General features: G+C 60.7%; 22 protein-coding genes. 7 read left to right on the top strand and 15 right to left on the bottom strand.

Features of this window, described 5'->3' with window-relative positions; translation table 11 throughout:
- Positions 1-4: 4 nt before the first annotated feature.
- The 8 genes from BM132_RS07820 to pcaR all read right to left on the bottom strand — a co-directional run bounded on the left by BM132_RS07820 (position 5) and on the right by pcaR (position 8,423).
- Positions 5-1,369 carry a 3-carboxy-cis,cis-muconate cycloisomerase gene (locus tag BM132_RS07820; RefSeq protein ID WP_092454381.1) on the bottom strand — a complete coding sequence of 455 codons (1,365 nt, stop codon included), beginning with the start codon at positions 1,367-1,369 and terminating at the stop codon, positions 5-7.
- A gap of 134 nt (positions 1,370-1,503) precedes the next feature.
- Entirely contained in the window at positions 1,504-2,070 is a 567-nt protein-coding gene (gene pcaG / locus BM132_RS07815) for a protocatechuate 3,4-dioxygenase subunit alpha (protein ID WP_092397160.1), read from the bottom strand.
- A 1-nt stretch (position 2,071) separates the two neighbouring features.
- Positions 2,072-2,776, bottom strand: coding sequence for a protocatechuate 3,4-dioxygenase subunit beta (gene pcaH / locus BM132_RS07810; protein ID WP_092397158.1), 705 nt, complete (start codon positions 2,774-2,776; stop codon positions 2,072-2,074).
- A 36-nt stretch (positions 2,777-2,812) separates the two neighbouring features.
- Positions 2,813-4,018, bottom strand: coding sequence for a 3-oxoadipyl-CoA thiolase (pcaF, locus tag BM132_RS07805; protein ID WP_177193335.1), 1,206 nt, complete (start codon positions 4,016-4,018; stop codon positions 2,813-2,815).
- A complete protein-coding gene (locus tag BM132_RS07800; RefSeq protein WP_171061413.1) occupies positions 4,015-4,797 on the bottom strand; it encodes a CoA-transferase subunit beta in 783 nt (260 codons plus the stop codon). The genes pcaF and BM132_RS07800 overlap by 4 nt, the downstream gene beginning before the upstream one ends.
- Positions 4,794-5,651 (bottom strand): CoA transferase subunit A, encoded by an 858-nt coding sequence (locus BM132_RS07795; RefSeq protein WP_092397154.1) that lies wholly within the window; start codon positions 5,649-5,651, stop codon positions 4,794-4,796. The genes BM132_RS07800 and BM132_RS07795 overlap by 4 nt, the downstream gene beginning before the upstream one ends.
- A 292-nt stretch (positions 5,652-5,943) precedes the next feature.
- A complete protein-coding gene (locus tag BM132_RS07790; RefSeq protein ID WP_092397152.1) occupies positions 5,944-7,290 on the bottom strand; it encodes a 4-hydroxybenzoate transporter PcaK in 1,347 nt (448 codons plus the stop codon).
- A 290-nt stretch (positions 7,291-7,580) separates the two neighbouring features.
- Positions 7,581-8,423 (bottom strand): pca regulon transcriptional regulator PcaR, encoded by an 843-nt coding sequence (gene pcaR / locus BM132_RS07785; protein WP_092397150.1) that lies wholly within the window; start codon positions 8,421-8,423, stop codon positions 7,581-7,583.
- Between the two features lie 564 nt (positions 8,424-8,987).
- Here pcaR and BM132_RS07780 point away from each other — a divergent pair.
- Together BM132_RS07780 and BM132_RS07775 are read left to right on the top strand one after the other, a co-directional pair.
- Positions 8,988-9,188: a hypothetical protein gene (locus tag BM132_RS07780; RefSeq protein WP_047228318.1), complete on the top strand. Its 201-nt coding sequence runs from the start codon at positions 8,988-8,990 to the stop codon at positions 9,186-9,188.
- A 361-nt stretch (positions 9,189-9,549) separates the two neighbouring features.
- Positions 9,550-11,025 carry an inorganic phosphate transporter gene (locus tag BM132_RS07775; protein WP_092397148.1) on the top strand — a complete coding sequence of 492 codons (1,476 nt, stop codon included), beginning with the start codon at positions 9,550-9,552 and terminating at the stop codon, positions 11,023-11,025.
- A 249-nt stretch (positions 11,026-11,274) separates the two neighbouring features.
- Here BM132_RS07775 and ccoM read toward each other — a convergent pair whose 3' ends face one another.
- The 3 genes from ccoM to BM132_RS07765 all read right to left on the bottom strand — a co-directional run bounded on the left by ccoM (position 11,275) and on the right by BM132_RS07765 (position 12,136).
- Positions 11,275-11,391 (bottom strand): cytochrome c oxidase subunit CcoM, encoded by a 117-nt coding sequence (gene ccoM / locus BM132_RS28800; protein WP_025212288.1) that lies wholly within the window; start codon positions 11,389-11,391, stop codon positions 11,275-11,277.
- A gap of 147 nt (positions 11,392-11,538) precedes the next feature.
- Complete coding sequence (locus BM132_RS28440) at positions 11,539-11,700, bottom strand: hypothetical protein (protein WP_092397146.1); 162 nt, start codon at positions 11,698-11,700, stop codon at positions 11,539-11,541.
- 94 nt (positions 11,701-11,794) lie between these two features.
- Positions 11,795-12,136, bottom strand: a complete 342-nt coding sequence (locus BM132_RS07765; RefSeq protein ID WP_092397144.1) for an aspartate-semialdehyde dehydrogenase — start codon at positions 12,134-12,136, stop codon at positions 11,795-11,797.
- A 248-nt stretch (positions 12,137-12,384) separates the two neighbouring features.
- Here BM132_RS07765 and rapA point away from each other — a divergent pair, with 248 nt between their 5' ends.
- Positions 12,385-15,231 carry an RNA polymerase-associated protein RapA gene (rapA, locus tag BM132_RS07760; protein ID WP_092397142.1) on the top strand — a complete coding sequence of 949 codons (2,847 nt, stop codon included), beginning with the start codon at positions 12,385-12,387 and terminating at the stop codon, positions 15,229-15,231.
- A 79-nt stretch (positions 15,232-15,310) separates the two neighbouring features.
- Here rapA and BM132_RS07755 read toward each other — a convergent pair whose 3' ends face one another.
- The 4 genes from BM132_RS07755 to BM132_RS07740 all read right to left on the bottom strand — a co-directional run bounded on the left by BM132_RS07755 (position 15,311) and on the right by BM132_RS07740 (position 19,317).
- The gene (locus BM132_RS07755) at positions 15,311-16,153 is read right to left on the bottom strand and encodes a cache domain-containing protein (protein WP_092454379.1); all 843 of its coding nucleotides are present in this window, start codon (positions 16,151-16,153) and stop codon (positions 15,311-15,313) included.
- Between the two features lie 235 nt (positions 16,154-16,388).
- The gene (locus BM132_RS07750) at positions 16,389-17,273 is read right to left on the bottom strand and encodes an ATPase (protein ID WP_092397138.1); all 885 of its coding nucleotides are present in this window, start codon (positions 17,271-17,273) and stop codon (positions 16,389-16,391) included.
- Positions 17,274-17,381: 108 nt separating this feature from the next.
- On the bottom strand, positions 17,382-18,374 hold the full coding sequence (locus BM132_RS07745; protein ID WP_092454377.1) for an NAD-dependent epimerase/dehydratase family protein: 993 nt from the start codon (positions 18,372-18,374) through the stop codon (positions 17,382-17,384).
- A 49-nt stretch (positions 18,375-18,423) separates the two neighbouring features.
- Positions 18,424-19,317: a LysR family transcriptional regulator ArgP gene (locus BM132_RS07740; RefSeq protein ID WP_092397134.1), complete on the bottom strand. Its 894-nt coding sequence runs from the start codon at positions 19,315-19,317 to the stop codon at positions 18,424-18,426.
- A gap of 96 nt (positions 19,318-19,413) precedes the next feature.
- On the opposite strand from BM132_RS07740, the gene BM132_RS07735 reads away from it, so the two are divergent.
- The 4 genes from BM132_RS07735 to BM132_RS07720 all read left to right on the top strand — a co-directional run bounded on the left by BM132_RS07735 (position 19,414) and on the right by BM132_RS07720 (position 24,755).
- Positions 19,414-20,016: a LysE/ArgO family amino acid transporter gene (locus BM132_RS07735; protein ID WP_092454375.1), complete on the top strand. Its 603-nt coding sequence runs from the start codon at positions 19,414-19,416 to the stop codon at positions 20,014-20,016.
- Positions 20,017-20,191: 175 nt separating this feature from the next.
- On the top strand, positions 20,192-20,788 hold the full coding sequence (locus BM132_RS07730; protein WP_092454373.1) for a superoxide dismutase: 597 nt from the start codon (positions 20,192-20,194) through the stop codon (positions 20,786-20,788).
- A 303-nt stretch (positions 20,789-21,091) separates the two neighbouring features.
- Positions 21,092-23,143 carry a putative bifunctional diguanylate cyclase/phosphodiesterase gene (locus BM132_RS07725; protein ID WP_092454371.1) on the top strand — a complete coding sequence of 684 codons (2,052 nt, stop codon included), beginning with the start codon at positions 21,092-21,094 and terminating at the stop codon, positions 23,141-23,143.
- Between the two features lie 277 nt (positions 23,144-23,420).
- Positions 23,421-24,755 carry an imelysin family protein gene (locus BM132_RS07720; protein ID WP_092454369.1) on the top strand — a complete coding sequence of 445 codons (1,335 nt, stop codon included), beginning with the start codon at positions 23,421-23,423 and terminating at the stop codon, positions 24,753-24,755.
- Positions 24,756-24,916 lie beyond the last annotated feature (161 nt).

Below are 24,916 nucleotides of genomic sequence, written 5' to 3'. Positions count from 1 at the left end.
CCTTTCAGGCGTTCAAGGCAAGGTGTTCAGCTACGGCGCGGGCGACCCAGGTCTGGGCTTGGCCGAGGTAGTGAGCGGGGTCGAGCAAATCATCCAGCTCGGTGGCGGACAACTGCGCAGTGACCTGAGGTTCGTCCCCCAATACGTCCCGCAAATGACGTTGCTCAGCCACGGCGCGTTTGCAGCATTGCTCCAACAAATGGTGCGCGGTGTCGCGGCCGACCCGCTGGGCCAAGACGATGCTTACTGCTTCGGCCAGCACCAGCCCTTGGGTCAGTTCCAGATTGCGAGCCATGCGCGCCGCGTCCACTTCCAGACCTTCGGCCAGCAGCCGCGCCTGTTGCAGGGCGCCGGACACCAGGCAGCAAATCTCCGGCAGGGTTTCCCATTCGGCGTGCCACAGGCCCAGGCTGCGTTCGTGCTCCTGGGGCATGGCGCTGAACAGCGTCGACAACAGGCCTGGGACTCGGGTCGCGGCGCCAATCAGTACGGCAGCACCCACCGGGTTGCGCTTGTGCGGCATGGTGGACGAACCGCCCTTGCCTGGCGCCGAGGGTTCGAACGCTTCACCGGCCTCGGTCTGCATCAACAAGCTGATGTCGCGGCCCAGTTTGCCAAGGCTGCCGGTGATCAAGCCCAGTACCGAACCGAACTCAACCAGGCGATCGCGCTGGGTGTGCCAAGGTTGTTCCGGCAAGCTCAATTGCAGTTCGGCGGCCAGCGCTTCGGCGATGGGCAAGGCCTGTTCACCCAGCGCGGCAAGCGTTCCGGAGGCACCCCCGAACTGCAACACCAGCAAGCGCGGCTTGAGCTCATTCAAGCGTTGGCGGCTACGGGTGATCGCCCCCAGCCACCCGGCGATCTTCATGCCCAGGGTCACCGGTGTTGCATGTTGCAACCAAGTGCGTCCGGCCAATGGCGTGGCGGCGTAGCGTTCGGCTTGGCGGGCGAGAATCGTGGCCAGTTGCGCCAGTTCGCCTTCAATCAAACCCAATGCCTGGCGCAGTTGCAGCACCAGCCCACTGTCCATCACATCCTGACTGGTGGCCCCCAGGTGCACGTAGCGCTCAGCCTCGGCGTCTTCAGCGGCAATGCGCTTACCGAGGGCCTTGACCAGAGGAATCGCCGAATTGCCCGCCGTGGCAATCGCCTCGCTCAACGCCGAAAAATCGTACAACTGCGCGTCACAGGCCTTCTCGATCGGAGCCACTGCGCTGACAGGGATCAAGCCCACCTTCGCTTCAGCCCGGGCCAGCGCCGCCTCGACATCGAGCATGGCCTGCACCCGGCCCGCATCACAAAACACCTCGCGCATGTGGCGGGCGGTGAAGTAGGCATCAAAGAGCTGATTACCCGGTCGTTCGCTCATAAAAAGTCCTTGGGTGTGCAGATCGGACAGCATCGCGCTGTCGGTCACTGATCGATACTCGGGCAAACCTTGCTTGCAAGGTATTGTGCAGCGCTTGTGGGGGCAAGGTTTGCCCGCAATGGACCGAAGCGGACTCAGTAATCGAAGAACACCGTCTCGGCATCCGTCCCCTGCAAAACCACGTTCCACTGATACACGCCCGACGCATCAGGCTGGGTGATCAACGTGGCGCGACGCTCTTCGGGCACGCAGGCCAGCAGCGGATCGGTTTCGTTGGCCGGCTCGCCATCGAAGTAGATTCGCGTCAGCAAATGCTTGACCAGACCGCGGGCAAACACCAGCACTACAAGGTGCGGCGCCTGGGTCGTGCCGCCAAGACCCGGCACGGAGCCCGGCTTGATGGTGGTGAAACGAAAACGCCCTTCGGCATCCACCGGCACCCGGCCAAAGCCTTCGAAATTCGGGTCCAGGGGTTTGTCCTGGTCATCTTCCGGGTGCGCGTATTTTCCGGCGGCGTTGGCCTGCCAGACTTCCAGCATGGCGTCATTGACGAACTCGCCGTTGCCGTCGATCACCTGCCCGGTGATCGCCACGCGCTGGCCGAGGGTTTGGGCGACAGTCAGGTCTTCGCGGTTCAGCCAGGTCAGGCCGATGTGGTAGTAAGGGCCAACGGTGTGAGACGTGGTGGCGGTGAGCGTCATCTTATTTCTCCATCGGCGTGGCATCGCGGCCGCGCAATACGATGTCCCAACGATAACCGAGGGCGTAGTGAGGAATGGTTTTTTCCAGGTCGAAACGGGCGATCAGACGTTCCTTGGCGCTGGTGTCCGGCACACAGTTGTAGATCGGGTCGTAGGCCAGCAGCGGGTCGCCGGGGAAATACATCTGCGTCACCAGCCGCGTCAGAATGCTCGGCCCGAACAGTGAGAAATGGATATGCGCCGGGCGCCAGGCATTGTGATGGTTGCCCCACGGGTAAGCGCCGGGCTTGATGGTCTGGAACTGATACCCACCGTCAGCGTCGGTGACGGTGCGACCGGTGCCGGTGAAGTTCGGGTCCAGCGGCGCGTCATGGTTGTCGCGGTCATGGTTGTAACGCCCGGCGGCGTTGGCCTGCCAGATCTCCACCAGGATGCCCGGCACAGGCTGGCCATGCTCATCCAGCACGCGCCCGTGAATGATGATCCGCTCCCCCAGTGGCTCGCCGGCATGCTGGGCAGTCAGGTCGTTATCCTTCTCCTGCACACGGTCGGCACCGACAGTCGGGCCGGTGATTTCCGACAGCGAATGCGGCAGGAACACCAACGGCTTGGACGGCGAGCGCAGATTGGTGGACTGGTACGGCGGGTGCAGGTACTCCGGCTGGGTGCCCGCTTGGGGGCGACGATAACCAGGCTTGTCAGTCATGAAGCATTCCTCGGTTCTTATTAGTAGAACGACGCGTCAGACGCGTTCGATTGCCAACGCCAGCCCCTGGCCGACGCCAACACACATGGTCGCCAGGCCCTTCTTGCCGCCGGTCTTTTCCAGATGATGCAACGCCGTCAGCACCAGCCGCGCTCCGCTCATGCCCAGCGGATGACCGAGGGCGATGGCGCCGCCATTGGGGTTCACCTGCGGCGCGTCGTCCGCCAGCCCCAGCTCACGCAGCACCGCCAACCCCTGGCTGGCGAAGGCTTCGTTAAGCTCGATCACGTCAAAGTCGGCGACCGCCAGGCCCAGGCGCTCAGTAAGCTTACGCACCGCGGGCACCGGGCCGATGCCCATCACCCGAGGCGCCACACCGGCACTGGCCATGCCTAACACTTTGCCCCGCGGCGTCAGCCCGTGTTTCTTCACCGCTTCGGCCGACGCCAGGATCATAGCCGCCGCGCCATCGTTCACGCCCGAGGCGTTGCCGGCGGTGACGGTTTTGTCTGGACCGTTGACCGGCTTGAGTTTGCTCAAGGTCTCCAGCGTCGTGTCGGCGCGGGGATGTTCGTCCTGCTCGACCACGGTTTCGCCTTTCTTGTGGGCGACGCGCACCGGGACGATTTCTTCGGCGAAATACCCTGCGGCCTGGGCGACCGCCGTGCGCTGCTGACTACGCAAGGCGAAAGCATCCTGGTCAGCGCGGGACACCGCGTAATCATCGGCCACGTTATCGGCGGTCTGGGGCATCGCGTCCACGCCGTATTGGCTTTTCATCAACGGATTGATAAAGCGCCAGCCGATGGTGGTGTCCTCCAGCTTCATGTTGCGCGAGAACGCGGCATCGGCCTTGCCCATCACGAACGGTGCGCGGGACATCGACTCCACACCGCCGGCGATGGCCAATTCCATTTCGCCGCTGGCGATGGCGCGGAAGGCTGTGCCGACGGCGTCCATGCCCGAGGCGCAAAGGCGGTTGAGGGTTACGCCGGGAATGCTCTGCGGCAGGCCAGCCAGCAGCAGCGCCATGCGCGCCACGTTGCGGTTGTCTTCGCCGGCCTGGTTGGCGCAGCCGAGAAACACTTCGTCCACGGCATTCCAATCCACCGATGGGTTGCGCTCCATCAGCGCCTTGATCGGCACGGCGGCCAGGTCATCGGCGCGCACCGCGGACAAACCGCCACCGAAGCGACCGATGGGGGTTCGAATCGCATCACAGATATAAACGTCGCGCATCACGCTTCTCCCGGTGCCTGGCCGTGGGCCGCGGCAGTACGTGCTTCGAGATCGCGCAGGGCGCGCAGCTCTGTTTCGGTCGGCTCGGCAGTGGTTTGCACCTGGTCGGCAAAACGAATCGCCCAACCGGTGGCGGCAACGACTTGCTCTCGGGTTACGCCGGGGTGCAGCGCCGTGACCACAAACTCATGGCTGCCGGCTTCCGGCTCCATGATGCACAAGTCGGTGATGATACCTACCGGACCGGCGCCCGGCAGGCCCAGGCGTTTACGGGAGTCACCGCCCTCGCCGTGACCGACCGAGGTGATGAAATCCAGCTTGTCGACAAACGAGCGCGCCGACTGCTTGAGGATGATCAGCACGCTCTTGGCCGAACCGGCGATTTCCGGAGCACCACCGGCGCCCGGCAAGCGGACTTTCGGTTGATGGTAGTCGCCCACCACCGTGGTGTTGATGTTGCCGAACCGATCGACCTGGGCTGCACCGAGAAAGCCGACGTCGATGCGTCCGCCCTGCAACCAGTAGCGAAAAATCTCACCGGTCGGCACGACAGTGTCCGCGGTCTCAGCCAGCTCACCATCACCGATGGACAGCGGCAATACGCTGGGTTTGGCTCCGATTGGACCGGACTCGTAGATCAGGACCACATCCGGCGACGAGGTCAGCCGCGCCAGGTTGGCCGCCTTCGATGGCAGGCCGATGCCCACGAAGCACACAGCATTGTTTTGCAATCGACGGGCCGCGGCAACGGTCATCATTTCATTGGTGGAGTACGTCATTATTTCGCCTCCGAAGCAGCAGCCAGTCGGGTTCTGAATTCGCTGAAATCCCGGGTGCCGTGGATGTATTCGTTGATCCAGGCAGTAAACGTCTCGCGATCCCGGGCGATCGGATCCCACGCCTGGTAGAAACGGTTGTCACGTTCGGTGTAGCCGTGGGCGTAGGACGGATGGGCGCCACCCGGGACGTGGCACACCGCGCTCAGCGCCCAGGTTGGCAACACGCAGGCGTTCATTGGTGCGTTGAGGTCATCGACGATTTCTTCCACGGTGACGATGCAGCGCTTGGCGGCCAAGGCGGCTTCTTTCTGCACGCCGAGAATGCCCCACAACAGGACATTGCCCTTGCGGTCGGCTTTTTGAGCGTGGATCACTGTAATGTCCGGGCGCACGGATGGCACGGCGGCCAGCACTTCCCCGGTGAAGGGGCAGGTTACGCTTTTGATCAGCGGATTGACCTTGGGCAGGTCGGAGCCGGCGTAGGCCCGCAGCACCGCGAATGGCAGGCCGGAGGCCCCGGCGACGTAGGCATTGGCCAGGTCGGCGTGGCTGTGCTCTTCGATCTCCAGCGGCTGCGGCCACTGCTTTTCCACGGCATCGCGCAGCCGGTGCAGGGAGCCCACCCCAGGATTGCCACCCCAGGAGAAAATCAGCTTGCGCGCACAACCGGCGCCGATCAACTGGTCGTAGATCAGGTCAGGCGTCATCCGCACCAGCGTCAGGTCTTTCTTGCCCTGGCGAATGATTTCATGACCCGCCGCCGTCGGAATCAGGTGAGTGAAGCCTTCGAGCGCGACGGTATCGCCGTCATTGACGAATTGCTTCACTGCGTCGTGCAGCGAAAGGATTTCAGCCATGGGGCAGGCTCCCGTTTTTCAGTAGATCAAGATGAAGAAAAAGGCGCGAGGTTAAGCGCCGGAGTGACTGAAGATTAAGCTGAGGGTGATAGCCAAACAATCCGATAATCGACTGAGTGTTCGCTTATCGAACAGATTGTTGTTTGGCTAACGATTTCCCAAACACCCTGATCCTGTGGGAGCGAGCCTGCTCGCGATTGAGGTGGGTCAGCCAACACTTATGCAAGTTGACACACCGCTATCGCGAGCAGGCTCGCTCCCACAGGTCTGCCGCAAGGTTCAGATCATTGGCTCACGTCGCATCCGCATGACTGACCATGCCCTTGATCACCACCGCCGCAGTCGCCAGGGCCGCTGGAATGACCAGGGCGGTCAGGACCTGTTCGAAGTTCCAGCCCAGGCCCAACAAAGTCGCGCCCATCCAGGCGCCGAGGATCGCGCCGAACCGGCCGATGCCCAGCATCCACGAGACACCGGTGGCCCGGCCTTGGGTCGGATAGAACCGCGCCGCCAGCGACGGCATCGCCGATTGCGCGCCGTTGACGCACATGCCGGCCACCAGCACCAACGTGGCGAGCAAGGTAATGTTGCCCAGACTCTGCCCCACCGCGTAGGCAAATATCCCGGCCATCAAGTAGAAAATGCCGATGACCTTGTGCGGATTGAACCGGTCCATCGCCCACCCCACCCCAACCGCGCTCAATACGCCGCCGAACTGAAACAACGCTCCGATAAACGCCGCCTGCTCCATGCTCGCGCCGCTGTCGCGCATCAGCGTCGGCAACCAACTGGTCAGCAGGTAAACAATCACCAGCCCCATGAAGTAGGTCAGCCACAACAATAAGGTTCCGGCGCTGTAGGTGCCGGAGAAAATCACCGCCAGTACGTTGCGGGTTTTCACGGTTTTTTGTTCTGGCACACTGAAACTCGCTGCCTGGGCGACGGTGTGCGGATCGATCGGGGCCAGGGTCTTGCGCACCTTGTCCGTGCCGCGATTGCGCACCACCAGATAACGTGCCGACTCCGGCAACCAGAACACCAGCACCACCGCCAGGATCAACGGCAGGATCCCGCCGATCAGCAGCAGGCTGTGCCAACCGAACGCCGGTATCAATTTGGCCGAGATAAACCCACCACCGGCCATGCCCAGGTTGAAGCCGCAGAACATGCTGGTCACCAGCAACGATTTTTTACGCTCCGGGGTGTATTCCGACAGTAAGGTGGTGGCGTTCGGCATGCCGGCGCCCAACCCCAGACCGGTCAGAAAGCGCAGCACCAACAATTGGTCGATATTGGTGCTGTAGGCCGATGCCAGGCTGAACGCGCCGAACAGCACGACCGCGCCTACCAGCACAACTTTTCGGCCGAAACGGTCTGCCAACGGACCGGAGCCGAGAGCTCCGAACACCATGCCGATCAGCGCCGCACTCATGACCGGGCCCAGGCTGGCCCGATCAATGCCCCAGTCCTGGGAGAGCGCCGGGGCGATGAAGCCCATGGCCGCCGTGTCGAGGCCGTCGAGAAAAACAATCAGGAAGCACAGAATCACCACCCGCCACTGATAGCGCGAGATGGGTTGAGCGTTGATGAAGGACTGCACGTCGAGGCAATTGCCTACAGAGGTCTGGGGTTGGTTCATCTTGTTTTTATTCCACGCAAGAAAACGCAGGCGAACAGAGGCCCGGCAAATAAACCGCAAGGCTGCAAAAAATGTTGGTTAGCGGGCGATCTGGGGCAAACAGGCCGGTCGATCGTCAAGTTGAAGGCCGCAGGAGGTATGCATGGCAGGTGTGCCTCTCATTATTATTGGGCCGCCATCCATCGGTCGAGGCAGGCTCGATCACGTCGGATGACGCTGCCGCGACATTAATGATCCGAGGCAAATACCGTCAATTCGTCAGAGGCGACTCTGTGCGTTTATCGAACAGCTTAAGTGAACAGTTGCGCGCTCAAGTCGCGGCTGGCGCCCAACAGGCCCGGTAGGAAGCGCTGTTCCAGTTCATTGCGGCTGACCCGCCCGGCATGGGTACTGACATTCAGCGCCGCCACCACCTGGCCGGAGGCGTCGTAGACAGGCACGGCAATCGAGCGCAGCCCCTGCTCCAGTTCCTGGTCGACGATGCACCATCCCTGCTGCCGCACTTCTTGCAAACACTCCAGCAAAGCCTGGGGAGTGTGCAGGGTCCGGCTGGTCTTGGCCTGCAGGTCGGCATGATCGAGGTAATCTCGCAGGGAGGCGTCGTCCAGTGCCGCCAGAAGAATTCTGCCCATCGAGGTGCAATAGGCCGGCAGGCGTCCGCCGACAGACAGGTCCACGGATATCAGCCGCTGGGTGGTGGCCGAACGGGCGATATAAAGAATGTCGTCGCCTTCAAGCGTCGCCATGTTACAGGCCTCATGCAGCTGTTCGCTCATTCGGTCCAGATACGGCTGCGCGGACACGGCCAGAGGCGTCGATGACAGATAGGCATGACCCAGGGTCAATACTTTGGGCAGCAGCGAATAGGTCCGTCCGTCGGTGGTGGCGTAGCCGAGTTTGATCAAGGTATGCAGGCAACGTCTGACGGCGGCGCGGGGAATTTCCGTGCGGTGGCTGATCTGAGCGATGGTCAGGTGCCGTTTGCGCTCCTGAAACGCCTGGACCACGGCCAACCCACGGGCCAGGGACGTCATGAAGTCCGGGTCACCGGTCAGGGCCTGGATGCGCTTGGCCGGCGAAGCAACGATGGGTGGCGCTACAGAAGCGAAGGCGTTGCGCAATTGGTCGTTCATATCTGGTCCTTCCCGGGGAATGGCGGCTATTACAAGCGGCTGCCCGATGAACAGACAAGGGGCGGGCTGTCAGCACCGTTCGATTATCGAACCATCAACCGATAATCGCAATCACAGCTCCCCCCACCCGCCTTGCTTTTGTGTGAAGGGTTGATAAATAAGTAATGACGCCACGAGTATTGAACGCAGTGCGCGCCAGGAGAGTGGATAACGACATTGTCTGGCGTTGCCTGAAACCTAATTGCCACAAGTTGCACATACAAATATTGATTCACACAACAACAGATTCTTTTAACTTTTCCCGATAGTGTTCTTCGGACAGGCCGCTATAATGCCCCTCAGTGACGGTGCGGCAATCGACCGCTCCCGTCCGCAGGCATTGCAGGTTTCTATCCTGCGTGGTGCCGGCAGCCGGTGCCCGAAGCACCCGGATGGCGCTTCCCCCGTATCGGCGTTATACGAAACTCCTGATGCTACGTCAGCTGTCAGCTCTGGTGCCGTGGCCGTCTGCATGTCTACATGCAGTGCGTATCACCAGACCCATTCAATCCATTAGGTAATACTGTGACGAAAGACGAACTGCGCGCGGAACTTGAGCGCCAGGAACAACGTTACAAGGAAGTTTACGGCGGGGAAATCACCACCTACGCCGCGCAACCTGAACCGGAACGCAAACCCTGGCGTAAACGCGCCACCGTTCAGGACCAGGCCTTTACCCAGGAACTTCAGAAAATGGAACAGGAACTCAAAGCGGAAGAGCGGTAATGCTCAGCGCTTGATGTTCTTGTGAAGCGGTATCCGGCCGACACCCTGGCCGGCCCGTGCCGGACGCCCGCCATGAGCGGGCCGCCATTTCCCCGACAACGGTCGAGGAATGGCCATGGCTTACCTTCTTTTCAGATTTTTCGCACAACCGCTTGAGGCTCGTTCAACGACGAGCGGCCCCTTGCCTGGCGCGCTTTCCGCTCCCGAATCAATGGGTTGCGCAACCCGCTAAACGCCAGGGTTCGAAGGGGGGCCTGCAAATTATTTCGTTGAAGAATGTTACCGATGAGCAGGCAATGCATCGATTACCGAGGTTTTCTGGCATAATCGCGCCCCCTTACGACCGGGTCAGAAAACCTTCATGATCGATTTATTTAGCGGACTGGATGCTTGGGTGCTTGTGAGCCTCTTGCTCGCCCTGGCCTTTGTCCTCGCCTTCGAGTTCATCAACGGCTTTCATGACACCGCAAACGCGGTGGCCACCGTTATCTACACCAAAGCGATGCCGCCTCATCTGGCGGTGTTCTTTTCCGGTGTGTTCAACTTCCTCGGCGTGCTGCTGGGCGGTGTGGGCGTGGCGTATGCCATCGTTCACCTGCTGCCGGTAGAGCTGCTGATCAATGTGAACACTGGACACGGGCTGGCCATGGTGTTTTCGCTGCTCGCAGCGGCCATCACCTGGAACCTGGGCACCTGGTACTTCGGTATCCCGGCCTCCAGCTCCCACACGCTGATCGGTTCGATCCTCGGCGTGGGCCTGGCCAACGCGCTGATCAACGATATCCCGTTGGCCGACGGGGTGAACTGGCAGAAAGCAATCGATATCGGTGCCTCCCTGGTGTTCTCGCCCATGGCAGGTTTCCTGATTGCCGCCCTGGTATTGATTGGCCTGAAGTGGTGGCGTCCGCTGTCAAAGATGCACAAAACGCCGGAACAGCGCCGCAAGATCGACGACAAGAAACACCCGCCGTTCTGGAATCGCCTGGTGCTGGTGATTTCGGCCATGGCCGTGAGCTTTGTCCACGGCTCCAACGATGGCCAGAAAGGCATCGGCCTGATCATGCTGGTGCTGATCGGTATCGTACCGGCGCAGTTCGTGCTTGACCTGAACAGCACCACCTACCAGATCGAGCGCACCCGCGACGCGACGTTGCACCTGAGTCAGTTCTACCAGCGCAACAGCGAATCGTTGGGTGAATACCTGGCGCTTGGCAAAAGTGTGAAGGGCGATCTGCCAGAGAAATTCAGCTGCAACCCGCAACAGACCGAACCCACCATCGCAGCCCTGCTCGAGAGGCTCAAAGGCGTGGCGGACTATCACTCGCTGCCATCGGAAAGCCGCATCGAAGTGCGTCGCTACCTGCTCTGCCTGGACGACACGGCGAAGAAGGTTGGTAAGTTGCCTGGCCTGGCGGCCCGTGAGAAAGACGACCTGAACAAGCTGCGCAAGGACCTGACCGCCACTACAGAATATGCCCCGTTCTGGGTGATTCTGGCAGTCGCCCTGGCCCTGGGCCTGGGCACCATGGTCGGCTGGAAGCGTGTGGTGCTGACCATCGGTGAGAAGATCGGCAAACAAGGCATGACCTACGCTCAAGGTATGTCGGCGCAAATCACCACAGCGTGCATGATCGGTGCGGCGAACATCTTCAGCCTGCCGGTTTCCACCACCCACGTACTGTCGTCCGGCGTGGCGGGCACCATGGTCGCCAACAAGAGCGGTCTGCAAAGCGGCACGGTACGGACCATCCTGCTGGCCTGGGTACTGACCTTGCCGGCCACGGTGGCCCTCTCGGCCGCGCTGTTCTGGCTGGCGTCCAAGGCCCTCGGCAGCTGATACCAGCGGCTCAAAAAGAAGGTGCGATCCTTGCGGATCGCACCTTTTTTTATGCCCAGAACCACCACTTTGTGGGAGCGGGCTTGCTCGCGAAGGCGTCGGGTCAGTTACCTATACAGTGGCTGACACACCGCTTTCGCGAGCAAGCCCGCTCCCACAAGGAAAGTGGTGCAGGCCTGAAAAAACCCAAAAAAAAGGGCGACCGAAGTCGCCCAAAATGCCTTGCGTGCTCGTTGTCGCTGGAAAGACCTACGGCTTTTTGCGCTTGTGTGCATCTTTCCAGATGAATAATCCAAAGCCGGCGAAAAACACGAACATGAGGCCGACGGTCAACACTCCGGCAAACACCACATTATCGAAAAACATGACTGGCCTCCTGGTCTTGCCCCTGTTGCGATGGGTTCAAGTTAACCAATCAGGCCTGGATGAAAATTGACCGGAGTCAATAACGCTCGCGACGCGGCGAAAAGGAGGGGAAATAACTGATCTGTATCAATGAATGGAGGGGGGCGGTCAGCGCTTTTTTGGTTTTTTCTTGGTTTTTTTCTGGGTTTTGCCCAACGGCATGGCTTGCTCGAAAGCCTGGCGGACTTCGTTAAGGCGCTTTTCGTTGAGGTCGTGAACGCGTTTGGCGCGCTCAGCGCTGAGGTCGATCAGTTTGTCGTCTTGGCTCATGGCGTGTCGGCATCGTGCGGTAACTGGCGGATGCGCCCATGATGGCGGCTGTTGGCGGTGTTGACCAGCCTGCAGGTGTCGGCAAAGCCTGGATTCAGACCTGAATATCGACCCACAAACCCTGACGCTCCTCTCCCTCTATCAGCGGCACCACAGGCACGGTGTTATCGGCGTTCAGTTCAGTACCCGGTACGGCCAGGTGCGCTTCAGGATCTTCGTCGGCTTCGCGGCGGCGCTTGTGGCGTTCCTGCTGGCGCTGTTGCTCCTCGCGCAGCAACAGCGCAGCCTCCTCCGGGTCGCGATTTTTCAGGTCGATGGTGCTTTCATTGGAGCTTTGCTGCACCGGGACCACGGGCGGTATGTCCGGTCGCTGGCGGACCGGATCCTGTTGAGCGGTGATGGGTACGGCGCTCAAAGGGAGCATGGGTGGCAACATAAAGGTCTCCTGTCTTCAGGTTGTCGGCTGAGCGAGGAACAGCTTGAACCGCTGGTCTGAAACTTGTGACCCGGTTGGCATTATCATAATAGGCCGGGCCGAGCTTGTTTGATCACTTAGCACACTTAAGTTCCGCACCGCCGGTAAGTAATCCATGCCCATGGCGACCCGATGTCTACGTAAATCCTTTGGTCTGAGGGATCATTCCGTTAAGATAACCGGCTTTTTCAAGGCGGGAGTCAGGCAGCATGGCGCAGCAGTATCAACCGGGGCAACGCTGGATCAGTGACAGCGAAGCCGAGCTGGGTTTAGGCACCGTTCTGGCACAGGACGGCCGCTTGTTGACCGTGCTCTATCCGGCCACTGGCGACACTCGCCAGTACGCGCTACGGAATGCGCCCCTCACCCGCGTGCGGTTTTCGCCGGGCGATGTGATCACTCACTTCGAAGGCTGGAAAATGACCGTGCGTGAAGTCGACGATGTCGACGGGCTGCTGGTCTACCACGGCCTCAATGGGCAGAACGAGGTTGTCACTCTGCCGGAAACCCAGCTGTCGAACTTTATCCAGTTCCGCCTGGCCAGCGACCGTCTGTTCGCCGGCCAGATCGACCCGCTGGCGTGGTTTTCCCTGCGCTACCACACCCTGGAACACACCAGCCGCCAGTTGCAATCCCCGCTCTGGGGCCTGGGCGGCGTACGTGCCCAGCCCATCGCCCACCAATTGCACATCGCCCGTGAAGTGGCCGACCGCATTGCGCCACGGGTATTGCTGGCAGACGAAGTGGGCCTGGGCAAGACCATCGAAGCCGGTCTGATCATCCACCGTCAACTGCTCTCCGGCCGCGCCAGCCGCGTGCTGATCCTGGTACCGGAAAACCTTCAGCACCAGTGGCTGGTGGAGATGCGTCGGCGCTTCAACCTGCAGGTCGCTTTGTTCGACGAAGAACGCTTCATCGAAAGCGATGCCAGCAACCCGTTCGAAGACACCCAACTGGCCCTGGTGGCGCTGGAGTGGCTGGTGGACGATGAGAAGGCCCAGGACGCGCTGTTTGCCGCCGGCTGGGACCTGATGGTGGTCGACGAAGCCCACCACCTGGTCTGGCACGAAGATCAGGTCAGCCCGCATTACGCCCTGGTCGAACAGCTTGCCGAGACGATTCCCGGCGTACTGCTGCTGACCGCGACCCCGGAACAGTTGGGCCAGGACAGCCACTTCGCCCGTCTGCGCCTGCTGGACCCGAACCGCTTCCATGACCTCAAGGCCTTTCGCGCCGAGAGCGAAAACTATCGCCCGGTGGCCGAGGCCGTGCAGGAACTGCTGGACAAGGGCCGTCTCTCGCCCGAGGCGCACAAGACCATTCACGGTTTCCTGGGGAACGAAGGCGAAGCGCTCCTGACCGCCGTCAATGATGGCGATGTCGAAGCCAGCGCCCGTCTGGTCCGTGAGCTGCTGGACCGTCATGGCACCGGCCGCGTGCTGTTTCGCAATACGCGCGCCGCCGTGCAGGGCTTCCCGGAGCGCAAGCTGCACGCCTATCCACTGCCATGCCCGGATGAGTACCTCGAACTGCCCTTGGGCGATCACGCCGAGCTGTACCCGGAAGTCAGCTTCCAGGCTCAGCCGGACGCCAACGAAGAACAGCGCTGGTGGCGTTTCGACCCACGGGTCGAGTGGCTAATCGACACGCTGAAGATGCTCAAGCGCACCAAAGTGCTGGTGATCTGCGCCCACGCCGAGACCGCCATGGACCTGGAAGATGCCCTGCGCGTGCGTTCCGGCATCCCGGCAACGGTATTCCATGAAGGCATGAACATCCTGGAGCGCGACCGCGCGGCGGCTTACTTCGCCGACGAAGAGTTCGGTGCCCAGGTGCTGATCTGCTCGGAAATCGGCAGCGAAGGCCGCAACTTCCAGTTCGCCCACCATTTGGTGTTGTTCGACCTGCCGTCGCACCCGGACCTGCTGGAGCAGCGTATTGGCCGTCTGGACCGGATCGGCCAGAAACATACCATCGAGCTGCATGCGCCGTACCTGGAAACCAGTCCGCAAGCGCGGCTGTTCCAGTGGTATCACGAGGCTCTGAACGCGTTCCTCAATACCTGCCCGACCGGCAACGCCTTGCAGCATCAGTTCGGCCCGCGCCTGCTGCCCTTGCTGGAGGAAGCCGATGACGGCCAGTGGCAAGCCTTGATCGACGAAGCCCGCGCCGAACGCGAACGCCTGGAGGCCGAGTTGCACACCGGCCGCGACCGTCTGCTGGAGCTCAACTCCGGCGGCGCGGGTGAAGGCGATGCGCTGGTGGAAGCCATTCTCGAACAAGACGACCAGTTCGCCCTGCCGATCTACATGGAAACGCTGTTCGATGCGTTCGGCATCGACAGCGAGGACCATTCGGACAACGCGCTGATCCTCAAGCCGAGCGAAAAAATGCTCGACGCCAGCTTCCCGCTGGGCGACGACGAAGGCGTGACCATCACCTACGATCGCAACCAGGCGCTGTCTCGTGAAGACATGCAGTTCATTACCTGGGAGCACCCGATGGTGCAAGGCGGCATGGACCTGGTGCTGTCCGGCTCCATGGGCAATACCGCCGTAGCGCTGATCAAGAACAAAGCCCTCAAACCCGGCACCGTGTTGCTGGAACTGCTCTATGTCAGTGAAGTGGTTGCCCCGCGCTCCCTGCAATTGGGCCGTTACCTGCCGCCGGCCGCCCTGCGCTGCCTGCTGGACGCCAATGGCAACGACCTCGCCGCCCGAGTCTCGTTCGAGACGTTGAACGATCAATTGGAAAGCGTGCCCCGGGCCAGCGCCAACAAGTTCATCCAGGCCCAGCGTGACCAGCTCTCGCCACGGATCAACGCCGGTGAAGAGAAGATCGCCCCGCGTCACGCCGAACGCGTGGCCGAAGCCCAGCGTCGCCTGGCAGCCGATACCGACGAAGAACTGGCGCGCCTGACCGCCCTGCAAGCGGTCAACCCGACGGTACGCGACAGCGAACTGGTGGCTCTGCGCCAACAGCGTGAGCAAGGTTTGGCGATGCTTGAGAAAGCGGCACTGCGCCTGGAGGCCATTCGAGTGTTGGTGGCGGGCTGATTGCCACTAACTGAAGGCTGTTTGGATTCAACCGTGGCGAGGGAGCTTGCTCCCTCGCCACGATGTCCAACTCCTCGCTTCAAGGACTGTAATACCCCACCGCCACCAGGAAATGCCCGACCTTCTTCAGGTACGCGTGCTTGTCCTCGACCTTGTCGGTCACCGGGTTCTTCCAGCGGTATTCGTACTCTCCCTCGTCCTGTTTCTCGATCAGCGCCAGTATCGGCTCGCCCACCGGTTTGCCATCCGGGTCCTTGACCTTGGCGAAATCGGTATTGATCAACCGCAGGTTGGTGCCGTGGCCGACATAGCGCCGGGTATTGAGGTCGACGACAAAGACATACAGGTCATCCTGCAGGTAACCGCCCTTGAGGGAGTTGATCGCCATCAGCGTGGGTTTTTCGTTTTGCATCAGGTCGCTAGAAGCCTTGTCCAGCAATGCGCGGGCCTGCTCGGCGGAAGCCCGTGGCAGGTAGTAGCCGACGGCCAGGATTCGCTCGCCGACCCGCTGGAAATACACATGCTTGCGCTCGACCTTGCCGTCAGCCCAGTTCTGCCAGCGATACTCGGCTTGCTGGATGCCACTGGCTTCGGGGGTTTTCAAGGCGTCCTTGAAGGCTTTGCGCAAGTCCGGTCCCAGGACCTCGGAAACGTCTCGCCCGATCAGCGCCGAAGAAGGACCGCCGCTGGCGAGCATCACACCTTGGGTATCCACCACGAAGACGTAGCGATCCTTGTCAACAAACTCCCCTTGACGACTGAACGCGGCAAACGCCTTGTCACCCTTGTCGTGGTAATAGGCCAGGGCCTTTTCCAGCAGTGCTCGGGCCGCCTGGCCGTCATCCGGGGTAGCCGCCTGCACCTGTGCCACCCCGAGCATCAGCATTGCGCCTAGCCAGGCAATCTTGTGAAAAAAACCCATACGCGCGTCCTCGTTCTTGTTGGTGTTTCAAGAGCGTAGACGGCTGGGTGGAGAGCGTTGCTTCACTGGGTGTTGGATTGACTGTCAGGCCGTCATCGCGAGCAGGCTCGCTCCCACAGGAATTTGCAGCGGCCGAAAAATTTTGCGAGCGCCTCGGCTCACAATGTGGGAGCGAGCCTGCTCGCGATGGCAGTGGCACACGCAAACTGGTCCATCGCTCGCGACTACAGCTTTGTTATTGAGCCCGGCTGCCGAGTTGCTGTTGCAGGTTGCGGATCTGCGCCTGCAATGTGTTGATATTGCGGGTGACCTGGCCGCGGAAGGCGTCGAACTCGGCAGTGTTGGTGCCACCGTTGTCCTGCTGGCTCTTGAGCACGATCACGTCCTGTTCCAGGCGTTCGATGGCAGAGTTGGAAGTGGCTCTTTTCAAAGCGGTGATGTCGGCACCGATGCTCTTGAGCCGGGCATCGAGGGCACCGTCTTCGCCCTGGTTTTTCAGGGCGGAAACTTCAGCCGCCAGCGCCTGGACCTGGGCTTGGAGCTCCTTGTTGGAAGCTTGCAGCTGAGTGTTGGCGTTCTGCTGTTCAGTGGTCTGGGCCATGATCTGGGCCAGTTCCTTGCCCAGATCGGCGGACGGCCCGAACGCGACCAGTTGTTGTTTGTACTGCTCCTGCAGCTTGTTATCGAATTGCTTGCTCTGCTCCTGAAGCTTGTTTTCCAGCTGTTTGATCTGCAACTTCAAGGCTTCACTGTCGCTCATGACATTGGACTGACCGGCTACAACTTTGCCGGAAATGTCCTGCAAGCGCCCCGCCGCATCCTCACTGATGCGCGCAAAGCTTTCCTGGGTGGCCACCAGTTGCTGTTCCATCAAGGAAATCTGCTGGAAGCTCCACCACGCCAGGAAAGCAAGCGCACACAACAGCGCACCGACCAGTGCCCACAGTGGCCCGGTACTGGCCCCCTTGACCTTGGCCGCCGCAACAGGTGCCGGGCGCGCTTGCACGTGGGGCGGGCGTTCGCGCTCAGGCAGAAAGTCATCGTCATCGGGAATGTCGGCCCGCATCCGCAAGCTCGGTATATCATCGAAGTCGTCGTTGGAATCGTTACGCATGGGCATTGGGTTCAACCTTTGGGAAACCGGTGTTGGCTCGATGCAGCGAGTATAACCCCCTCGCCCGCCGCACCGATTGACCCCGAACCTGGCACTCGGTTCATGACGGGGCGATCAGCGGGCATCCTGGGCTTTCCACCAGGCGCAGAACTCATCAAGAGCGGTCCACAAGCTGACCTGTGGATCGTAATCCAGATAATGCCGGGCCCGGCTGATGTCCAGGGTGAAATGCTTGTTCATGACCTGCATGCCCAGGCGCGACAACGTCGGTTCGGGACGGCCCGGCCATAATGTGCAAAAACCTTCATTCAGGGCGGCGATGCTGTAGGCCAGCCCGTAGGAACGATAACGCCGGACCTGTGGGACTTCCATCTGTCGCATCACATAATTGACCACATCCCACAACGGCACCGGCGTGCCGTTACTGATGTTGTAAGCCTTGCCAAGGGCCGATTCGCCAGCCAACAGACTGCTGAGCAGCGCTTCGTTGAGATTCTGCACGCTGGTGAAGTCCACCTTGTTCAACCCGTTACCGACAATGGCCAAGCGGCCCTTGCGTTGCATTTTCAACAGCCGGGGGAAAATGCTCATGTCGCCGGCGCCGGTGACAAAGCGCGGGCGCAGAGCCAGGACTTCGAGACCGAACTCCTGGGCCCCGAAAACCTTCTGTTCAGCCAGGTATTTGGTGGCCGCGTAGGGATGTTTGAAGCGCTTGGGCACTTGCTCTTCGGTCAGGTCCAGATGGTCCCGGCCATCGAAGTAAATCGACGGCGATGACAGATGAACCAGGCGCCTGACCTTCTGCTTGAGGCAGGCCTCGACAATATTTTCCGTGACCTGGACGTTGCCCTGGTGAAAATCCTGATAGCGCCCCCAAAGCCCCACGGAACCGGCGCAATGCACGACACTGTCAACATCAAGGCACAGATCTCGAGCCAGCAACGGGTCACTCAGATCCCCCTGGATGAACTGCGCCCCGCGACGCACCAGGTGCTCAACGCTCTCGGCCCGGCGACCGTTGACCCGCACATCCAGGCCTTGCTCCAGAGCGAAACGCGCAAAGCGCCCGCCAATGAAGCCGCTTGCGCCGGTAACCAGAATTTTCATGAAGACTCCTAAAATCAGATTCGAGCTACAAGCTTCAAGCCAACCGCTTTCAACTGACCGCTTGTAGCTTGCTGCTTGCCGCCTTGATCAATCGCTCAGTCAACAAACCCAGTAACTGCCCACCATTGCGCCAATGATGCCAGTACAACGGCACATCGATCGGTTTATCTGCGAGCAATTCCACCAACTCGCCGCGCTCCAGTTGCTCACGCATTTGCAACTCCGGCACCAGTCCCCAGCCAAGCCCCGCTTCGGCGAGCCGAATGAAACCTTCGGACGACGGGCAGAGATGATGTTCGAAACCGCCTTCGACCCCCAGGGAAGCAAGGTAGCGATGCTGCAGGAAATCATCCGGGCCGAACACCAGCGCCGGCGTACGTGCCAGTTGATCGGCGCGCACCCCATCGGGGAAATGCCTGGCGATGAACGCCGGGCTGGCCAACGCCCGGTAGCGCATGGCCCCCAACAACACGCTACGAGCACCGGCCACCGGACGTTCACTGGCGCAGACGCACGCCGCCACCTCACCGGCCCGCATGCGTTTGAGGCCGACGTTCTGGTCTTCCACCACCAAGTCGAGCAACAGATGATGTTCGGCGCAGAAATCCCCAACGGCCACCGCCCACCAAGTGGCCAGGCTGTCGGCATTCAAGGCGATCCGCAGGCGCTCAGGCAGCCCCTCCTCATCCAGCGCGGGCACTAGGCTTTGCAGGTCGCGCTCCAACAGCCGCACCTGCTGCACATGGTTGAGCAAGCGGCGACCGATTTCGGTCGGTGCCGGCGGCGTGACGCGCACCAGCACGGGCTGGCCGACCCGCGCCTCCAACAGTTTGATCCGCTGGGAAATCGCCGACTGCGACAAACCCAGCACTTGGGCGGCACGTTCGAATCCGGCCTGTTCGACCACAGCGGCCAGAGCGGAAAGCAGTTTGTAATCGAACATCAGTTTTCCTAATGAGCAATCAGCAATATTGGTTTTTCTTATACAGCTTTGCACCGGAGAATGGCCAGCATTCAAACCTACTCGGGGAGTAATTCTATGTGGCAAAGCTACATGAACGGACTATTGGTGGCCCTCGGGCTGATCATGGCCATCGGCGCTCAGAACGCCTTTGTGCTGGCCCAAAGCCTGCGCCGCGAACATCACTTGCCGGTCGCTGCCCTGTGCGTAACGTGCGATGCGTTGCTGGTGGCCGCCGGGGTGTTCGGCCTGGCGACACTGCTGGCCCAAAGCCCGTTACTGCTTTCAATAGCCCGCTGGGGCGGCGCCGGGTTCCTGCTCTGGTATGGCAGCCTGGCGTTGCGTCGGGCCTGTTCGAAACAAAGCCTGCAACAAGATGAAAAACAGGTCGTGCGCTCGTTACGGGCGGTGCTGCTCAGTGCGTTGGCGGTGACCCTGCTCAACCCCCACGTCTATCTCGATACCGTGTTGCTGATCGGTTCCCTCGGGGCCCAGCAAAGCATGCCCGGCGCCTATGTCGTGGGGGCGGCCAGTGCCTCGTTGCTGTGGTTCTTCACACTGGCAATCGGTGCGGCATGGCTGGCACCGTGGCTGGCCCGGCCGAGTACCTGGCGGGTACTGGACGTGCTGGTGGCGACGATGATGTTCAGCGTGGCAATACAGTTGATCGTCTCCGGCTGATTATTCCAAACCGCTCTGGAACCTCTATCCCACACAGTTGTTGCGTGGTTATGCCGTTCCCCCGGTGCTATGATCCGACTCCTGCGCCGCAATGAGTACAAACTCCCCGGCGCTAGTCTGGCCGCCCGTGATCGGCCTTGCGCTCACCGCAACTGACCTGATTAGGAGAATCACCATGGCTTTCGAATTGCCGCCGCTGCCTTACCCACACGATGCACTGCAGCCGCACATCTCCAAAGAGACTCTGGAATACCACCACGACAAGCACCACAACACCTACGTCGTGAATCTGAACAACCTGGTACCTGGCACCGAGTTCGAAGGCAAGACCCTGGAAGAAATCGTCAAGACTTCCTCGGGCGGTATCTTCAACAACGCCGCTCAGGTCTGGAACCACACCTTCTACTGGAACTGCCTGGCTCCAAATGCCGGCGGTCAACCTACCGGCGCGCTGGCCGACGCCATCAACAGTGCGTTCGGCTCGTTCGACAAGTTCAAGGAAGAGTTCACCAAGACTTCCGTTGGCACCTTCGGCTCCGGTTGGGGCTGGCTGGTGAAAAAGGCTGACGGTTCCCTGGCCCTGGCCAGCACCATCGGCGCCGGCAACCCGCTGACCAGCGGCGACACCCCGCTGCTGACTTGCGACGTTTGGGAACACGCCTACTACATCGACTACCGTAACCTTCGTCCGAAGTACGTCGAAGCGTTCTGGAATCTGGTCAACTGGAAGTTCGTGGCCGAGCAGTTCGAAGGCAAGACCTTCACCGCTTGATTCGTGATGCCAGACAAAAAAACCCGGCGTGTTGCCGGGTTTTTTTTAGCCGGCACAAAGTCCCGGACCCTTTCTGGACCAATACCTCGTGTCTGAAATCCAACAAAAATAGAACCCAGGCCTCAAGTTGCGCCCCCTTCCATCCGACACAATGGTCGTAGAGCAATAGCTCTGAAAACGCCGTATAACGGCCAGGTCTCAGGCGAAGACCCCTGTGTTTGATTGTCCCTTTGACTGACATCACAGGATTGCCAATACTCATGGCAACTTGACGCTACCCGCACGGAACAAGGAACCCCCTCTTTGAAGCTGGAACTCAAGAACAGCTTGTCTGTGAAGTTACTGCGGGTCGTGCTCCTCTCGGCATTGATCGTCGGCGTGGTATTGAGCTGCGCCCAGATCGTGTACGACGCCTACAAAACCGATCATGCAGTCGCCAGCGACGCCCAGCGAATTCTTGATATGTTCCGGGACCCTTCGACCCAGGCCGTCTACAGCCTTGATCGGGAGATGGGCATGCAAGTGATCGAGGGACTGTTTCAGGACGAAGCCGTGCGCATGGCCTCTATCGGTCATCCTCACGAGACCATGCTGGCCGAAAAAACCCGGCCGCTGCAGCAGTCGGGAAGTCGCTGGCTGACCGACCTGATTCTTGGCCAGGAACGCACGTTCACCACGCAACTGGTGGGGCGCGGGCCTTACAGTGAATATTACGGCGACCTGAGCATTACCCTCGATACGGCCACCTACGGCCAGAGTTTCATCGTCAACTCTGTGATCATTTTCATATCGGGCATGTTGCGAGCCCTGGCGATGGGCCTGGTCTTGTACCTGGTCTATCACTGGCTCTTGACCAAGCCACTGTCACGGATCATCGAACACCTGACCGAAATCAACCCCGACCGGCCGAGTGAACACAAGATCCCGCAGCTACGCGGCCACGAACAAAACGAGCTGGGGCTCTGGATCAACACCGCCAACCAATTGCTCGCCTCCATCGAGCGCAATACGCACCTGCGCCATGAGGCGGAAAACAGCCTGCTGCGCATGGCCCAGTATGACTTCCTCACCGGCCTGCCCAATCGTCAACAGCTTCAACAGCAACTGGACAAGATCCTGGTGGATGCCGGGCGCTTGCAACGTCGGGTGGCCGTACTGTGTGTGGGGCTGGATGACTTCAAGGGCATCAACGAACAGTTCAGCTATCAAACCGGCGACCAGTTGCTGCTGGCCCTGGCTGATCGACTGCGAGCCCACAGCGGACGCCTTGGCGCGCTGGCGCGACTGGGGGGCGACCAGTTCGCCCTGGTCCAGGCCGATATCGAACAACCTTACGAAGCCGCCGAGTTGGCCCAGAGCATCCTCGATGACCTGGAGGCGCCGTTCGTCCTCGACGATCGGCAAATCCGCCTGCGGGCGACCATCGGCATCACCCTCTTTCCCGAGGACGGGGACAGCACCGAGAAGCTGTTGCAGAAAGCCGAGCAGACCATGACCCTGGCCAAGGCCCGGTCGCGCAATCGCTATCAGTTCTACATCGCCAGCGTCGACAGTGAAATGCGCCGCCGGCGCGAATTGGAAAAAGACCTGCGCGAGGCTCTGTTGCTTGAGCAGTTCAGCCTGGTGTACCAGCCGCAGATCAGCTATCGCGACCTGCGAGTAGTCGGTACCGAGGCCCTGATTCGCTGGCATCACCCCGAACACGGCCTCGTGCCGCCGGACCTGTTCATTCCCCTGGCCGAACAGAACGGCACCATCATCGCCATTGGCGAATGGGTACTGGATCAAGCTTGCAAACAGTTGCGCGAATGGCATGACCAGGGTTTCGTGGACCTGCGCATGGCGGTCAACCTGTCCACCGTACAATTGCACCACGCCGAACTGCCGCGGGTGGTGAACAACTTGCTGCAGATGTACCGCCTGCCGCCGCGCAGCCTGGAGCTGGAGGTCACGGAAACCGGCCTGATGGAAGACATCACGACAGCCGCCCAGCACTTGCTCAGCCTGCGCCGCTCCGGCGCGCTGATTGCCATCGATGACTTTGGGACCGGCTATTCGTCCCTGAGTTATCTCAAGAGCCTGCCCCTGGACAAGATCAAGATCGACAAGAGCTTCGTCCAGGACCTGCTCGATGACGAGGATGACGCGACCATCGTCCGGGCCATCATCCAGTTGGGCAAGAGCCTGGGGATGCAGGTAATCGCCGAGGGGGTGGAGACGGTCGAACAGGAGGCCTACATCATCTCCGAGGGCTGCCATGAAGGTCAGGGGTACTACTACAGCAAACCTCTGCCGGCACGGGAGTTGGGCATCTATCTCAAGCAGGCGCAGCGCAGCAAAGTCTCCATCATCTGATTCTTCCTTTGTTGTCATGCCTCTGTAGGCGCTGGCGAAGCCTGCGATCTTTTGATCTTGATCTTTGCCTTGAGATTCAAGCGTCAGGGGAAAGAAGATCGCAGCCTCATTGCACTCGACAGCTCCTACGGACGCTGCAGAGTCTGGGGTCGTGGGTGAGCAAATAAGAAATATTTACAGCTACAACCCTTTACACATAATGCAAATCTTTCGCATTATGTCGCAGTTTTGCGCACCTCGCGCCTGTCCCATCCATCACCGAAGCAGGATGTTCGCCATGATTCGTATGCCTCTGGCTACCGCCAGTTTGCTGGCTATCGCAATTTCCCTCGCCGGTTGCGGCGAAGGCAAAGACAAGGCCGCCGCGCCGCAAGCGCCAACGCCCGCCGCCAGCACCGCCGCCCCAGCTGCAGCCGGCAAAATCGACGAAGCCGCTGCCAAGGCCGTTGTCGCGCACTACGCCGACATCGTCCATGCGGTCTACAGCGATGCCGAATCCACCGCGAAAACCCTGCAAACCGCGATCGATGCGTTCCTGGCCAAACCGAACGACGAGACCCTCAACGCCGCCAAGGCCGCCTGGGTCGCTGCGCGCGTCCCTTACCTGCAAAGCGAAGTGTTCCGTTTCGGCAACACCATCATCGACGACTGGGAAGGCCAGTTGAACGCCTGGCCGCTGGATGAAGGCCTGATCGACTACGTCGACACCTCCTACGCGCACGCTTTGGGTAACCCGGGCGCCACCGCCAATATCATCGCCAATACCGAAGTCCAGGTGGGTGAAGACAAGGTCGACGTGAAAGACATCACCCCGGAGAAACTCGCCAGCCTGAACGAGCTGGGCGGTTCCGAGGCCAACGTTGCCACCGGCTACCACGCCATCGAATTCCTGCTGTGGGGCCAGGACCTCAACGGCACCGGCCCTGGTGCTGGCAAGCGTCCGGCCTCCGACTACCTGGAAGGCGCCGGTGCTACTGGCGGCCATAACGACCGTCGTCGCGCCTACCTCAAGGCCGTGACCCAACTGCTGGTCAGCGATCTGGAAGAAATGGTCGGCAATTGGAAGCCAAACGTGGCTGACAACTACCGCGCCACCCTGGAAGCCGAGCCTGCCGAAACCGGCCTGCGTAAGATGCTGTTCGGCATGGGCAGCCTGTCCCTGGGTGAACTGGCGGGCGAGCGCATGAAGGTGTCCCTGGAAGCCAACTCGCCAGAAGACGAGCAGGACTGCTTCAGCGACAACACCCACAACTCGCACTTCTACGATGCCAAAGGTGTGCGCAACGTTTACCTGGGCGAATACACCCGCGTCGACGGCACCAAGATGACCGGCGCCAGCCTGTCGTCCCTGGTGGCCAAGGCTGACCCGGCCGCTGACAGCGCCCTCAAGGCCGACCTGGCCGACACCGAAGCCAAGATCCAGGTCATGGTCGATCACGCCAACAAGGGTGAGCACTACGACCAACTGATCGCTGCGGGCAACACCGCTGGCAATCAGGTCGTGCGCGACGCCATCGCCGCACTGGTCAAGCAGACCGGCGCGATCGAACAGGCCGCGGGCAAACTGGGCATCAGCGACCTGAACCCGGACAGCGCTGATCACGAGTTCTGATCAATGCTGGCTGACTGACGGGTTATGCCCGTCAGCCAAGCCGAAAAGCCCTGTGGGAGCGGGCTTGCCCGCGATAGCGATGTATCAGCCGACAGCAATGTGACTGACATACCGCTATCGCGAGCAGGCTCGCTCCCACAGTGGTTTTGGGTGTTCATAAA

This window comes from Pseudomonas sp. NFACC45 (genome assembly GCF_900113505.1).
Taxonomy (GTDB): domain Bacteria; phylum Pseudomonadota; class Gammaproteobacteria; order Pseudomonadales; family Pseudomonadaceae; genus Aquipseudomonas; species Aquipseudomonas tehranensis.
The sequence above is the reverse complement of the archived record's forward strand: the minus strand, read 5'-3'. Positions and strand labels throughout refer to the sequence as shown.

Excerpts from the sequence above, each read along its gene's own strand:
- BM132_RS07820 (WP_092454381.1), bottom strand. The coding sequence starts at position 1,369 with ATGAGCGAACGACCGGGTAATCAGCTCTTTGATGCCTACTTCACCGCC.
- pcaG (WP_092397160.1), bottom strand. The coding sequence starts at position 2,070 with ATGACGCTCACCGCCACCACGTCTCACACCGTTGGCCCTTACTACCAC.
- pcaH (WP_092397158.1), bottom strand. The coding sequence starts at position 2,776 with ATGACTGACAAGCCTGGTTATCGTCGCCCCCAAGCGGGCACCCAGCCG.
- BM132_RS07795 (WP_092397154.1), bottom strand. The coding sequence starts at position 5,651 with ATGGCTGAAATCCTTTCGCTGCACGACGCAGTGAAGCAATTCGTCAAT.
- BM132_RS07790 (WP_092397152.1), bottom strand. The coding sequence starts at position 7,290 with ATGAACCAACCCCAGACCTCTGTAGGCAATTGCCTCGACGTGCAGTCC.
- pcaR (WP_092397150.1), bottom strand. The coding sequence starts at position 8,423 with ATGAACGACCAATTGCGCAACGCCTTCGCTTCTGTAGCGCCACCCATC.
- BM132_RS07775 (WP_092397148.1), top strand. The coding sequence starts at position 9,550 with ATGATCGATTTATTTAGCGGACTGGATGCTTGGGTGCTTGTGAGCCTC.
- ccoM (WP_025212288.1), bottom strand. The coding sequence starts at position 11,391 with ATGTTTTTCGATAATGTGGTGTTTGCCGGAGTGTTGACCGTCGGCCTC.
- BM132_RS28440 (WP_092397146.1), bottom strand. The coding sequence starts at position 11,700 with ATGAGCCAAGACGACAAACTGATCGACCTCAGCGCTGAGCGCGCCAAA.
- BM132_RS07765 (WP_092397144.1), bottom strand. The coding sequence starts at position 12,136 with ATGTTGCCACCCATGCTCCCTTTGAGCGCCGTACCCATCACCGCTCAA.
- rapA (WP_092397142.1), top strand. The coding sequence starts at position 12,385 with ATGGCGCAGCAGTATCAACCGGGGCAACGCTGGATCAGTGACAGCGAA.
- BM132_RS07755 (WP_092454379.1), bottom strand. The coding sequence starts at position 16,153 with ATGGGTTTTTTTCACAAGATTGCCTGGCTAGGCGCAATGCTGATGCTC.
- BM132_RS07750 (WP_092397138.1), bottom strand. The coding sequence starts at position 17,273 with ATGCCCATGCGTAACGATTCCAACGACGACTTCGATGATATACCGAGC.
- BM132_RS07745 (WP_092454377.1), bottom strand. The coding sequence starts at position 18,374 with ATGAAAATTCTGGTTACCGGCGCAAGCGGCTTCATTGGCGGGCGCTTT.
- BM132_RS07740 (WP_092397134.1), bottom strand. The coding sequence starts at position 19,317 with ATGTTCGATTACAAACTGCTTTCCGCTCTGGCCGCTGTGGTCGAACAG.
- BM132_RS07735 (WP_092454375.1), top strand. The coding sequence starts at position 19,414 with ATGTGGCAAAGCTACATGAACGGACTATTGGTGGCCCTCGGGCTGATC.
- BM132_RS07730 (WP_092454373.1), top strand. The coding sequence starts at position 20,192 with ATGGCTTTCGAATTGCCGCCGCTGCCTTACCCACACGATGCACTGCAG.
- BM132_RS07720 (WP_092454369.1), top strand. The coding sequence starts at position 23,421 with ATGATTCGTATGCCTCTGGCTACCGCCAGTTTGCTGGCTATCGCAATT.